11 protein-coding genes are annotated in these 13,022 nt (G+C 63.3%); 4 read left to right on the forward strand and 7 right to left on the reverse strand.

The annotated features are described in order from the left end of the window. The coding region (locus J0L98_RS12665) for a hypothetical protein (RefSeq protein WP_296412140.1) at nt 1-196 on the forward strand (196 nt) is incomplete at its 5' end. A gap of 104 nt (nt 197-300) precedes the next feature. On the opposite strand, the gene J0L98_RS12670 is transcribed toward J0L98_RS12665, so the two are convergent. After that, complete coding sequence (locus tag J0L98_RS12670) at nt 301-1,461, reverse strand: pyridoxal phosphate-dependent aminotransferase (RefSeq protein WP_296412141.1); 1,161 nt, start codon at nt 1,459-1,461, stop codon at nt 301-303. Between the two features lie 121 nt (nt 1,462-1,582). Next, on the reverse strand, nt 1,583-3,448 hold the full coding sequence (locus tag J0L98_RS12675; RefSeq protein ID WP_296412142.1) for a phosphoenolpyruvate carboxykinase (GTP): 1,866 nt from the start codon (nt 3,446-3,448) through the stop codon (nt 1,583-1,585). 284 nt (nt 3,449-3,732) lie between these two features. Here J0L98_RS12675 and J0L98_RS12680 point away from each other — a divergent pair, with 284 nt between their 5' ends. The 3 genes from J0L98_RS12680 (at nt 3,733) to pbpG (ending at nt 8,697) form a co-directional block, all read left to right on the forward strand. Next, nucleotides 3,733-6,000 (forward strand): NADP-dependent malic enzyme, encoded by a 2,268-nt coding sequence (locus J0L98_RS12680; RefSeq protein ID WP_296412143.1) that lies wholly within the window; start codon nt 3,733-3,735, stop codon nt 5,998-6,000. Nucleotides 6,001-6,192: 192 nt separating this feature from the next. Next, on the forward strand, nt 6,193-7,332 hold the full coding sequence (locus J0L98_RS12685; RefSeq protein ID WP_296412144.1) for a patatin-like phospholipase family protein: 1,140 nt from the start codon (nt 6,193-6,195) through the stop codon (nt 7,330-7,332). Between the two features lie 267 nt (nt 7,333-7,599). Continuing rightward, nucleotides 7,600-8,697, forward strand: a complete 1,098-nt coding sequence (gene pbpG, locus J0L98_RS12690) for a D-alanyl-D-alanine endopeptidase (RefSeq protein WP_296412145.1) — start codon at nt 7,600-7,602, stop codon at nt 8,695-8,697. A 70-nt stretch (nt 8,698-8,767) separates the two neighbouring features. Here the strand turns inward: pbpG and J0L98_RS12695 are convergent, their stop codons facing one another. The 5 genes from J0L98_RS12695 to J0L98_RS12715 form a co-directional block, all read right to left on the reverse strand. Then, entirely contained in the window at nt 8,768-9,499 is a 732-nt protein-coding gene (locus J0L98_RS12695; RefSeq protein WP_296412172.1) for an IclR family transcriptional regulator, read from the reverse strand. A 224-nt stretch (nt 9,500-9,723) separates the two neighbouring features. Beyond that, on the reverse strand, nt 9,724-10,665 hold the full coding sequence (locus J0L98_RS12700) for a nucleoside recognition domain-containing protein (RefSeq protein ID WP_296412146.1): 942 nt from the start codon (nt 10,663-10,665) through the stop codon (nt 9,724-9,726). 90 nt (nt 10,666-10,755) lie between these two features. Continuing rightward, entirely contained in the window at nt 10,756-11,490 is a 735-nt protein-coding gene (locus J0L98_RS12705) for an LrgB family protein (RefSeq protein ID WP_296412147.1), read from the reverse strand. Further along, the gene (locus J0L98_RS12710) at nt 11,487-11,840 is read right to left on the reverse strand and encodes a CidA/LrgA family protein (RefSeq protein ID WP_296412148.1); all 354 of its coding nucleotides are present in this window, start codon (nt 11,838-11,840) and stop codon (nt 11,487-11,489) included. Before J0L98_RS12710 ends, J0L98_RS12705 begins: the two co-directional genes overlap by 4 nt. Nucleotides 11,841-11,902: 62 nt before the next feature. After that, complete coding sequence (locus J0L98_RS12715; protein WP_296412149.1) at nt 11,903-13,006, reverse strand: TRAP transporter substrate-binding protein; 1,104 nt, start codon at nt 13,004-13,006, stop codon at nt 11,903-11,905. Nucleotides 13,007-13,022 lie beyond the last annotated feature (16 nt).

Raw genomic sequence — 13,022 nt, forward strand, 5'->3', positions numbered from 1 at the left:
GAAGCCTGCTGCGAAACCGGCTGCCAAGAAGGCCGCCCCGAAGAAGGCTGCTGCCAAGCCGGCCGCCAAGCCCGCAGCACCTGCTCCTGCTGCAGCCCCCGCGCCGACTCCGTCGACCGCAGCCACTCCGGGTCTGAAGACTGCGCTCAATCCTACCGCAGCCTGGCCGTTCCCGACCGGTTCGCGTCCGAAGTAATCGGCGGTAGATGTGGTGCGGGGCGTAGCGTTTTCGCTTGCCCCGCCCGCTCTTTTCAGTGGCGCGGCTTTTGTCGCGCCGCCTTCGTTTACAGCGCCGGTTTTCTATCGGCCTATGAATCGCCGGATGCGATCTGCCGCTTCCTGCAAACGTTCGATCCCCGTCGTGTAGGCAAATCGAAGGTGCCGTTCCGGCGTGTGGCTGCCGAAGTCCAGTCCCGGCGTTATCGCTACACCGGCTGATTCGAGGAGTTCGCGCGCGAAACGGTCGCTGTCGTCGGTCAACGCACTGCAATCCGCATAGATGTAAAACGCTCCTTGCGGTACTGCGCTCAGCTTGAAGCCCAGCGTCGAGAGCGCTGGCGCCAGAAAATCCCGGCGCCGACGAAATTCGGTTCGCCGCTGTTCGAGAATACCGATGGTTTCCGGTTTGAATGCCGCCAGCGCAGCGTACTGTGCCGGAGTCGATGGCGAGATGAACAGGTTCTGCGCGAGTTTCTCGATGTCGCGCATGAAGCGTTCGGGAACGACCATCCAGCCGAGGCGCCAGCCAGTCATCTGGAAATACTTCGAAAAACTCTGGATGACGAAGATGTCATCGCCTGCAGCCAACGCGGTCGGCGCCTCGCCTTCGTAGGTGAGGCCGTGGTAAATCTCGTCGAGGATGAGTTGGCCGTCGCGCCTGCGGATGGTTTTTGCCAGTGCATCGATCTCGGCCATCGACAGCATCGTGCCGGTCGGATTGGCCGGTGATGCGAACAGGGCCCCCCGGGTGTTGTTGCTCCAGTATCGGTCGACGTCTGCTGCCGTAGGCTGGAAGTTGCTGTCAGCGTCGACCGGAATCTCGATCGGGATGCCGCCAAAGGCGCGGATGAAGTGCCTGTTGCACGGGTAACCGGGGTCTGTCAGCAGCCACTCGCTGCCCGGCTCGACGAGGCACGCGAGCGCCAATGTCAGTGCGCCGGAAGCCCCTGCCGTTATTGCGATGCGCGATGCCGGTACGTCGGTGCCATAACGACTGGCATAGAACTGCGAGATCGCTTCACGCAGTTCGGGCAGGCCGAGTGCCGGCGTGTAGAACATGCGCCCGCCCGCGATCGCGCGCTGTGCGGCTTCGACAATGGGGTCCGGCGTCGGGAAATCGGGCTCGCCGACTTCCATATGGATGATGTCGCGCCCCTCCGCTTCGAGCTGCTTTGCCCGGGTGAGCAATTCCATGACATGGAAGGGTTCTATGTCGGCAAGACGCGAGGCGGACTGGATCATGCGGGCACTCCGGAAATGACAAGGGCCGCCCGAAGGCAGCCCTTGTAGTTTACTGCGTCGCTTGCGAGGCCGTGAATCAGTCGCCCCCCAAGGGGGCTTCCTCGCGAAGCTGTCGCTTCTCTCAGGCGGCGTCGCGGAAGATGTTCATGGCGAACAGCTCACGCTTCAGCGTCAGTTGCTTCGGCAGCTTCTCGCCCAGCTTGTCGAACCACTCCTTGTGGCCGGCCAGCTCCGCTTGCCAGGCATCGGCGTCGATCTTGGTCAGCGACTCGAACTCTTCCTTGGTGATGTCGAGGCCGGTCCAGTCGATGTCCTCGAAGCGCGGCATCCAGCCCAGTGCGGTTTCCTTGGCGGAAACGCGGCCGCGGACGCGGTCGACGATCCACTTCAGGACGCGCATGTTCTCGCCGAAGCCCGGCCACATGAACTCGCCCTTCTCGTTCATGCGGAACCAGTTCACGCAGAAGATGCCCGGCGCCTGGTCGACGGTGTGACCCATCTTCAGCCAGTGGTTGAAGTAGTCGCCCATGTGGTAGCCGCAGAACGGCAGCATGGCGAACGGGTCGCGGCGGACGACGCCCTGCGCGCCGAAGGCGGCGGCAGTCGTTTCCGAACCGAGGGTGGCGGCCATGTAGACGCCGTAGTTCCAGTTGAAGGCCTGGTAGGTCAGCGGCACGGTGGTGGCGCGGCGGCCGCCGAAGATGAAGGCGGAGATGGGCACGCCGGCGGGATCTTCCCAGGCCGGGTCGATGGACGGGCACTGGCTGGCCGGGGCGGTGAAGCGGGAGTTCGGGTGAGCCGCCTTGCGGCCGGTTTCCTTGGCGATCTCCGGGGTCCAGTCCTTGCCCTGCCAGTCGATCAGGTGAGCCGGGGCTTCCTTGGTCATGCCTTCCCACCACACATCGCCGTCGTCGGTCAGGGCGACGTTGGTGAAGATGATGTTTTCCTTGAGGGTGGCCAGGGCGTTGTAGTTGGTCTTCTCGGAGGTGCCGGGGGCAACACCGAAGAAGCCTGCTTCCGGGTTGATGGCGTAGAAGCGGGTGGTGCCGTCGGCTTCCTTGCGTGGCTTGATCCAGGCGATGTCGTCGCCGACGGTGGAAATCTTCCAGCCGTCGAAGGACTTGGGCGGGATCAGCATGGCGAAGTTGGTCTTGCCGCAGGCGGACGGGAAGGCGGCGGCGACGTAGGTCTTTTCGCCGGTGGGGCTTTCCACGCCGAGGATCAGCATGTGTTCAGCCAGCCAGCCTTCGTCGCGGGCCATGTTGGAGGCGATGCGCAGGGCGAAGCACTTCTTGCCGAGCAGGGCGTTGCCGCCGTAGCCGGAGCCGTAGGACCAGATCTCGCGGGTCTCGGGGTAGTGAACGATGTACTTGGTGGTGGGGTTGCAGGGCCAGGCGGAATCCTTCTCGCCGTGGCCGAGGGGTGCGCCGACGGTGTGCACACAGGGCACGAACTCGCCATCGGAGCCCAGCACGTCATAGACGGCCTTGCCCATGCGCGTCATGGTGCGCATGTTGGTGACCACGTAGGGGCTGTCGGAGATCTCCACGCCGATGTGGGCGATGGGGGAGCCGAGCGGACCCATGGAGAAGGGGATCACGTACATGGTGCGGCCATGCATGCAACCCTTGAACAGTTCGTTCAGGGTCTTGCGCATCTTGGCCGGGTCTTCCCAGTTGTTGGTGGGGCCGGCGTCGTCCTTGTTGGCCGAGCAGATGTAGGTGCGGTCTTCGACACGCGCCACGTCGGACGGGTCGGAGCAGGCCAGATAGGAGTTCTTGCGCTTTTCCGGGTTCAGCTTGATCAGCATCCCGGCGTCGACCATTTCGGCGCACAGGCGGTCGTATTCTTCTTGCGAGCCATCACACCAGACGACACGCTCGGGTTCGCACAGGGCGGCGATCTCGCCAACCCACTGCTTCAGCTTCTGATTCTTGACGTATTCGGGCGCGGCGGCGATGGCGGCGTCGGCAATGCTTTGAGACATCTGACGATTCTCCAGGACGTTACGGATGCGTTGTTTCGTGTTGCCGGCTTGGGAGTCCTGCCGGCTGGGCAATCGCGTCTTTGGGCCCCCAGGGCGCGGCGCGTATTATTGGAGTCAATCGGGACAAACCCGAAAGAGCTAGCCTGTAATTATGCCACGCATCAGGGCTGAGAGTCACCCGGCCGTCAAGCCCGGATGATGTGGATGTCACGAATTGTCGTAAATGTGCTTTGGCACGATCATGGCAGGACACGTACGTACACCTAACGGAGAGGGACAACACGATGGATGAGCAGATTCGCCAGGCCGCACTCGAGTATCACCGCCTGCCCAAGCCCGGAAAGATCTCGATTGCCCCGACAAAGGCCTTGACCAACCAGCAGGATCTGTCGCTGGCCTATTCGCCCGGTGTCGCAGCCGCGTGCGATGCCATCGTCGAGGATCCGGGCGAGGCGGCGAGCCTCACCTCGCGCAGCAACCTGATCGGCGTGGTCACCAACGGCACGGCAGTGCTCGGGCTTGGCAACATTGGCCCCCTGGCCGCCAAGCCGGTGATGGAAGGCAAGGCGGTGCTCTTCAAGAAATTCGCGGGCATCGACGTGTTCGACCTGGAGATTGACGAGCCGAACGCCGACAAGCTCATCGACATGATCGCTGCGCTGGAGCCGACCTTCGGTGGCATCAACCTGGAGGACATCAAGGCGCCGGAGTGCTTCTACATCGAGAGCAAGCTGCGCGAGCGGATGAAGATCCCGGTCTTCCATGACGATCAGCACGGTACGGCCATCGTCGTCGGTGCGGCGATCCTCAATGGCCTCCACCTCCTTGGCAAGGATCTGAACAAGGTCAAGCTGGTGACCTCCGGCGCCGGGGCGGCCGCCCTGGCTTGTCTCGATCTGCTGGTGATGCTCGGGGTGCCGGTCGAGAACATCTGGGTCACCGACATCGAGGGCGTGGTCTTCGAAGGTCGTACTGCCTTGATGGATCCGATCAAGGCCCGCTATGCCAAAGTGACCGACGCACGGAAGCTTGGCGAGGTGATCGAAGGGGCTGACGTGTTCTTGGGCCTGTCGGCCGGCGGAGTGATGAAGCCCGAGATGGTGGCCCGGATGGCCCCGCGGCCGCTCATTATGGCCCTGGCCAATCCGACCCCTGAAATTCTGCCGGAGGAGGTCAAGCGGGTGCGGGACGATGCGCTGATGGCCACGGGGCGCTCGGACTATCCGAACCAGGTGAACAACGTGTTGTGTTTCCCCTTCATCTTCCGCGGCGCGCTGGATGTGGGGGCCACGACCATTACCGATCAGATGAAGCTCGCGGCGGTGAAGGCCATCGCCGAGCTGGCCCGTGCCGAGGCTTCGGACATTGTCGCGGCAGCCTACGGCGAGAAGGTTTCGGGCTTTGGTCCCGAGTACATCATTCCCAAGCCCTTCGACCCCCGCCTGATCGTCAAGATTGCCCCCGAAGTGGCCCGGGCTGCCATGGAGTCCGGTGTGGCAACGCGGCCGATTTTGGATTTCGAGGCTTATCGCCAGCAGCTCAACAACTTCGTGTGGCAGTCCGGTCTGGTCATGAAGCCGGTCTTCCAGGCCGCCAAGCGCGCGCCCAAGCGCATCATCTTCTCCGAGGGTGAGGCGGAGCGGGTGCTGCGTGCGGTGCAGACGGTGGTGGATGAAGGCTTGTGCCGTCCCATCCTGATCGGACGTCCCGAGGTGGTTACCGCCAATATCGAGCGCTTCGGCCTGCGGCTGCGCCCGGAGCTGGACTATGAGATGGTCAATCCGGATTCGGACCCTCGCTATGACCAGCTTGCCAACCATTACCACAGCCTGATGGAGCGCAAGGGCGTATCGTCCGACTATGCGCGCCGCGAGGTGCGTCGTCGCCCGACGCTGCTGGGGGCGCTGCTCCTGAAGTTCGGTTACGGTGACGGCATGATCTGCGGTACCTACGGCATGCACGGCCTGCACCTCAAGTTCATCGAGACCGTACTGGGCAGGCAGAAAGGGGTGCGCAACTTCTACACCATGAACGTCCTTTCCCTGCCGGGCCGCACCGTGTTCCTGTGCGACACCTATGTAAATTACGACCCCACCCCCGAGCAGGTTGTGGAGATGACCCGTCTGGCTGCGGATGAGGTTCGCCGCTTTGGCATCCAGCCGCGCATTGCATTGCTGTCCCACTCCAGCTTCGGTACCGATAACTCGCCCACCGCCGAAAAGATGCGCAAGGCCTTGGTGATGCTCCATTCGGAGCACCAGGATCTGGATGTGGAAGGCGAGATGCACGGCGACGCGGCCCTTGATGCGGACATCCGGAAGCAGATCTTCCCCAACGCCAAGATGAAGGACGATGCCAACCTGCTGATCTTCCCGACCCTGGATGCAGCCAACATTGCCTTCAACCTGCTCAAGACGGCTGCTGGTGAAGGCATGACCATCGGCCCCATTCTTCTCGGTTCGGCCAAGCCGGTGCATATCCTGACGGCGACGGCTACCGTGCGCCGGATCATCAACATGACCGCACTGACAGTGGTCGAAGCCGGGCGCTGATTGCCGGGAATCCCGGCGCTTGTGAAGAAGTCGTGGCAAACGGTTCGAGTTTGCGCCGGGACGCACCGTCGTAAAGGAGTACGGTGCGCATCCCGGGGCGAAATCGGGGCGTGCGCTGGATTTATTCACAAGCGCTCAGTCCTTGTGCCCTGCTGCCGCTAAACTCCGTGAGATTCATCACGGAGGAAGGGCATGGATGAGGGGCGGGCGGCACTGGTTCTGACGGGTGGAGGGGCGCGGGCGGCTTATCAGGTAGGGGTTCTGCTTGCCATCCGCGATGTCTGGGGCAAACGCCCGGGCAATCCCTTCCCCATTCTGTGCGGCACCTCCGCGGGCGCCGTCAACGCGGTTGCGCTGGCGGTGTTTTCGGCGAATTTTGACGAGGCCGTCCGGAAGCTGGCCTATATCTGGCGGAATTTCCGCGTCGATCATGTCTATCGTGCCGATACCCTCGCCATCGCCGAGTCGGTGATGCGCTGGGGTTCGGCCGTCTTTCTCGGGTGGCTGATCCATCAGTCCCCCCGTTCCCTGCTCGACAACTCGCCCTTGGGCGCCCTGCTGGAGAGCCAGCTGGATTTCGGTGCGATCGATCGGTCCATCGCGGCAGGCCATCTCCGGGCCATTTCGGTAACGGCCTCGGGTTACACCTCGGGTGAGAGTCTGGCCTTCTTTCAGGGCCACGAGGCGCTGCAGCCGTGGCGGCGTGCCCAGCGTGTCGGAGTGCGTACCCAGCTGAAGGTCGAGCATCTGCTGGCGTCCAGCGCCATACCCTTCGTGTTTCCGGCGGTGCGTATCAATCGCGAGTATTTTGGTGACGGTTCCATGCGCCAGCTCGCCCCGATCAGCCCGGCCATTCATCTGGGGGCCGACCGCATTCTGGTCATCGCCGGGGGTCGCAGGTCGGAAGAGGCGCGTCAGCGCACCGATGCCTACCCCTCACCGGCCCAGGTGGCGGGCCACGCCTTGTCCAGCATTTTCCTTGACGGGCTGGCCATGGATCTGGAGAGGCTTGAACGGATCAATGCCACGGTGGGGGTGCTCACGGCCGAGCAGCGCCTTGCCAGCGGCATTGCTCTCAAACCGATCGAGACGCTGGTGATTGCACCATCCCAGAGACTCGATTATCTTGCAACGCGCCATCGCGCCGCGTTGCCGCGGGCCCTGCGACTCGCCTTGCGGGGGGTTGGTGCAACGCGCAAGAACGGATCCGTGCTGCTGTCCTACCTTCTCTTTGAAAAGGCCTACACCCGTTCGCTGATGGCACTGGGCTACGAGGATGCCATGTGCCGCCGGGCAGATGTGGCGCGCTTTCTCCGGGTAGACGAGGCGTGAGCCGTCTGTGGGCCCGGGTAGGTCGGCGTCACAGATGCAAGGATCGCAAAAAAATCATTCACAAAAAACTTCAAATATTTAAAATAACCCATTATTTTGAATAGAAGTCTGCCGTTAAAGATACACAGGCGTTGGATACAATCGGGGATGTCTGGTTTCCGTTCGATCCTGAATCGAGACGATGCAGCCGGTGCAGTTCCGCTTTCCACTCAGATTTGCAATTTCGGGAGCCCCCTGGCTTCCGGCTCACGATCCAGTTTGATGACCATGAAAATCCGTAATACCGTATTGGCCGTACTGAGCATTTTCGCCCTGAACTCCATGGCCGCCGGTGGTGCTCATGCTGCGACGCAGCGTGGTTCGGTGAAGAAGGCCCCCGTCGCCAAGCTTGCCAGCAGCAAGGCTGTCGCGGTCAAGGCCGGAAAATCGACCCGGGTGGCCAAGGCCGTTCCGGCAACAGCCGGCAAGCCTGCCCAGATCCGGGGCGGAGCCCGGCTGGCGGCCGTGAGGACGCGCCCGCATGCGGCAGCCGCCGTGGTGTCGCGGGCCATGCCGGCCATGACCGCTGAGGTGGATCACGACGGCAATCCGCTGCTTCACTCGGCAGCCTTCATGATTGCCGATCAGGCCACGGGCAACGTGATCCTCGAGAAAAACTCCGACGCGGTGCTGCCGATCGCATCCATCACCAAGCTGATGACGGCGATGGTGGTGCTGGATGCCCGTCTCGGCCTCAATGATCTCCTCACCATCGCCCAGGATGACGTGGATACCCTGCGCGGCAGCAGCTCTCACGTTCCTGTGGGCACCGAGCTGTCCCGGGAGGACATGCTGCGTCTGGCCCTGATGTCGTCCGAGAACCGTGCTTCCGCTGCCCTGGCGCGCAATTTTCCTGGGGGTGTGCCGGCCTTCGTTGCGGCCATGAACCGCAAGGCTGTGTCCCTCGGGCTTCGTGACACGCGGTTCTCCGACAGTACCGGTCTCAACTCTGCCAATGTGTCGAGTGCCCGCGACCTTGTGAAGATGGTTTCCGCCGCTTCCCGTTATCCGCTGATTCGCGAGTTCTCCACCACCGCCAATTACGTGGTGTACCTCAATGGCCGTCCCCGTCAGTTCAACAACACCAACGCGCTGGTCAGTAGCCCGGACTGGCAGATCGGTGTGTCCAAGACCGGCTTCATCAACGAGTCTGGCAAGTGTCTTGTCATGCAGGCCTGGCTGCTCAACAAGCCGATGATCATCGTGTTGCTTGATTCCTTCGGGCGCTTCACCCGGGTGGCCGATGCCCAGCGGGTCAAGCGCTGGCTGGAGAGCGCTGCCGCCCAGCAGAAGCTGGCTTCCCAGGGGCGTGGTCCGGCCACCTGAGCGTTCGCGGGTTAGTCCAACGTAAAACGGGCGCCTTGGGGCGCCCGTTTTACGTTCCGGATGGGTGTTCCTAGCGACTGCCCGGGGGCAGATAACCCAGGGCGCTGGAGATCTCGTCGGCGGTCTGGCGGATCAGCGGGGCCCAGTCGGGATTGAACCGCTCCGATGGCGTGGACAGGGACAAACCCGCCACGAGTTCACCGCTATCGTCGCGGATGCCGGCAGCGATGCAGCGCACGCCGTTCTCCACTTCATCCATGTCGTAGGCGACCCCGTGGCGTCTGACCTTGTCCAGGTCCTTCTCGAGGGCAGACAGGGTGGTGATGGAGGTGGGCGTGGTGCCGGGCAGGCTGGTGCGACGAGCGTACTCCTTGACCTTCTGGGGGCCGTCTTCGACCAGGAATAGTTTGCCGGTGGCCGTGGTGTGCAATGGGGCCCGGGCGCCCACGATATGAACCACGCGCACCGAGGAGCGGCCGCTGGAGGTTCGCTCCACATAGACGATTTCATCGCCGGCACGGATACCCAGATTCACGCTTTCACCGGTGGTGGCATGAAGTCGGAGCATGGCAGCCATGGCCGTTTCGCGCAGGGATATGCGCGACTTGACGAGGCTGCCGAGTTCCAGCAGACGGATGCCGAGACGGTAGGCCCCCGCATCGCTGCGTTCAACAAAGCCGCTGCCCGTCATGGCGCCGAGGATGCGATGCGCCGTCGAGGGGTGCAGTCCGGTTTCGGCCGCCAGCTGCTTGAGTGGCACCGGATCGGGGTGCAGGGCAAGGACGTCAAGCAGCTTCATCATGCGCTCGATGACCTGGATCGGGTTTTTTGCGGGCTCTTGCGTTGACAACGGATCTTCCGCCAATGAATCAAGGATGCGCGGATGTTAGCGCAGGCAGGCGCATTTCGCCTAGTGAAATGCCGCGCTGCGGAAAAGGTCGTCGGCTGCCGCTCCGGCTGTACGGGTGAAGAAACTGTTGCAAGCGGCTCGAGTTTGCGCCGGGTAGCGGTCTCACTCACCGCCCCTCAGCCGGTCAGTCCATGGCCGACCATCCGTATCAGAATCCCCACGCCGGCCCCCAGCGCTGCAGGCTTCCAGACCTGGGCCACCCGGCGGCCGGCTGAGATCAACACGGCCACGCCGGGAACGTCGAGGGGATGGATGAGCAGACCGGCCGCGACACCGTTGAGGGTGCTCGCACTGCTTGATCCGGCGCGGATCATCTCGTCCATGATGCCCATCATCGCGGTGCCACCGGCGAGGTATTTTGTCAGGGTGGGGAGAATGAGTCCCGGGTCCGCACCGATGCCGAGCAGCAAGGGCGAAAGCAGGCCCGTCAGTGCGTCCAGGGCACCCAGGCGGCGCAGGGCGAGCACTACCGTCAGGGAAAGGACCAGCATTGGGATGGCGCCCAGGGCGATCTTGAAGGCTTCGGCGCCGGCTCGGTTGATCACATCGAGTACCCCTTTGGCGTTCTCGGCGACGGGGTGCTGCAGGATTTCGTCCATCGGCTGTTCGGTTGCGGGAAGCTGCCGGCCGAAGCCGTAGTAGGTGGTGGCCGCGGCAGCCAGCCCGCCGACCAGTGACCATCCGAGCACCAGGCCGAAATTCAGGCCGAGAGCGGCCATCGGCATGGAGACATTGGCCTGGGCCATCGCCATCACCATGGCCAGGGTGGCAGCGATGTGGCGGCTCGACGCCCCGCGCTGATCCATCATGGCCAGGGTGGCCACCGGGGCGGCGAAGCTCACAAAGTTGATCTGCAGGGCCGCAAAGATGCCCAGGCCCGTGAGACCCACGGGGCGCAGTACGGGAGAAAGCCGGGCAACCACCCAGTCGAGCACCCCGCGGGCTTCGAGCAAGCGCATCAGCGACAGCATCACGACCATCACGGGCAGCAGCACGAAGAAGGACAGCTCGACCGCAGAGCGGCCTGCTCGCAGGATGACGTCGATCAGCAGATCCATGGTTGCGGTGCAGCAATATTTGGACGACCCCGATTATCCGGGGCGATTCCATCGGGGCACAAGCTGAGGCGAACCCTGGTTAACCCCGCGTCAATTGAAGAGCCCCGCCAGCATCGGGAGTATCCACGGCAGGGTGAGGGCGGTGAACAGGCCATTGAGGCCCATGGCCAGGGCGGCGAAGGCGCCGGTCTGCTCGCTGAGCTGAAAGGCGCGAGCCGTCCCGATGCCGTGGGAGGCGAGCCCAAGGGCGAAGCCGACGCTGGCCTCGTCCCTTACCCCCGCACGGGCCAGAAGCCCGGATGCAAAGATGGCACCGACGATGCCGGTCAGGATGACGAAGACGGCGGTGAGGGAGGCCAGCCCGCCCAGGCGCTCGGCAATACCCATGGCGATCGGTGTGGTGACGGACTTGGGTGCCAGCGAGGCGAGCGTGGGCGCGCTTGCTCCCATCAGGGCCGCAATGGCATAGGCCGAAAGGGCGGCGGTCAGGGAGCCGACCACCAGGGCAATCGTCAGCGGCCCGGCCATGCTCAGCAGGCGTTTGAGTTGGCCATGGAGGGGAATGGCCAGGGCCACGGTGGTGGGGCCGAGGAGGAAGTGTACGAACTGGGCGCCATCGAAGTAGCGCGGATAGGGTGTGTCAGTCAGCAGTAACAAGGCGACCAGGAGGGCGACGGAGATCAGTACCGGGTTGATGGCCGGGTGGCCGCCCGCCCGCCGGTGCAGGGCCAGTGCCAGCAGGTATGCCGCGAGTGTGAGGGTGAGCCACAGCAGGGGCTGCGCCGAGAGATAGACCCAGATCTCGCTCATGGTGCCGCCGTTCATTGCGTACGTCCTGCGCGATGGCGGGTCAGCAGGTGCAGGGTCAGGCCTGCTGCGAGGAGGCCAAGCACGGTGCTGGCGATCAGGGCAATGAAGATGGGCCAGGCTTCGTCCGTCAGGCGTCCGGCGTGGAGCATGACGCCGGTCCCCGCCGGGACGAACATGAGCGACAGGTGCTGCAACAAGGTGCCCGAGGTATTGCGCAGTGCATCACCAGGCCCCCCTTTGAGCACGAGCCAGGTGAGTAGGAGGGTCATGCCGATGACCGGTCCGGGGATAGGCAGGTGCAGGGCAGCGCGGAGGGCTTCTCCACCGAGCTGGAAGGTGAGCAGGAGGGCGATGGCCTGGATCATGGCGGATGCTCAAGAAAAAGGCCGTGCATCGCACGGCCTTCTTTACTGAAGGATGGGGCGAATTACTTCTTGGCCTTGGCACTGGCGCTGCGGGCGGCCTGCATGAAGTTGTCGAAGCGGTTTTCGGCCACCGAGAACCACTGAAGCTGTTCGTCGCGGAATTTCTTCCAGGCTTCGTAGATCTTCTTGAACTTCGGATTGCTGGCAGCGGTTTCCTCGTAGAGTTCGTTGGCAGCCTTGTAGGCGGCGGCCATGATCTCATTGGGGAAGGGACGTAGCTGGGTGCCGGAACCGACCAGCTGCTTGAGGGCAGTCGGATTCTTGGCATCGTAGCGGGCCTGCATTTCAGCGTGGGCGTAAAGGCAGGCGTCTTCCAGGATGGTCTGGTATTCCTTGGGCAGGGAGGCCCACTGCTTGGCGTTCACGTACAGGGAGATCTGCGGGCCGCCTTCCCAGAAGCCCGGGTAGTAGTAGTACTTGGCAACCTTGTTGAAGCCGAGCTTCAGATCATCGTAGGGGCCAATCCATTCGGCGGCATCGATGGTGCCCTTTTCGAGGGCGGGGTAGATGTCGCCGCCCGGGATCTGCTGGGGTACCACGCCGAGCTTGGCCAGCACCTGACCGGCAAAACCGCCGCAGCGGAACTTGAGGCCCTTCAGGTCATCCACCGACTTGATCTCCTTGCGGAACCAGCCGCCCATCTGGGCGCCGGTGTTGCCACAGGGGATGTTGTGGATGTTGTAGTCCTTGAAGAACTCGCGGAACAGCTCAAGGCCGCCGCCTTCCATCATCCAGGCGGTTTGCTGGCGGCTGTTGAGGCCGAAGGGCACCGCGGTGTCGAAAGCGAAGGTGGGATCCTTGCCGATGAAGTAGTAGGAGCAGGTGTGGCCGACTTCAACCGTGCCGTCCTTGACGGCGTCCATCACGCCCGGGCCCGGGACGATCTCACCAGCCGCGAAGACCTGGATCTGGAACTTGCCGCCAGTGGCTGCGGAGACCCGCTTGGCCATCACGTCGGCGCCGCCATAGATGGTGTCGAGGGATTTCGGGAAGCTGGAGGCCAGGCGCCACTTGATGGTGGGCAGCTCTGCGGCCAGGGCGGGGGCGGCCACTGCACCGGCGGCTACGCCGACACCGGCCTTCTTGATGAATGAACGTCGTTCCACTTTGTCTCCTCTGGGA

The organism is Zoogloea sp. (assembly GCF_017302315.1).
In the GTDB taxonomy this organism is placed as follows: domain Bacteria; phylum Pseudomonadota; class Gammaproteobacteria; order Burkholderiales; family Rhodocyclaceae; genus Zoogloea.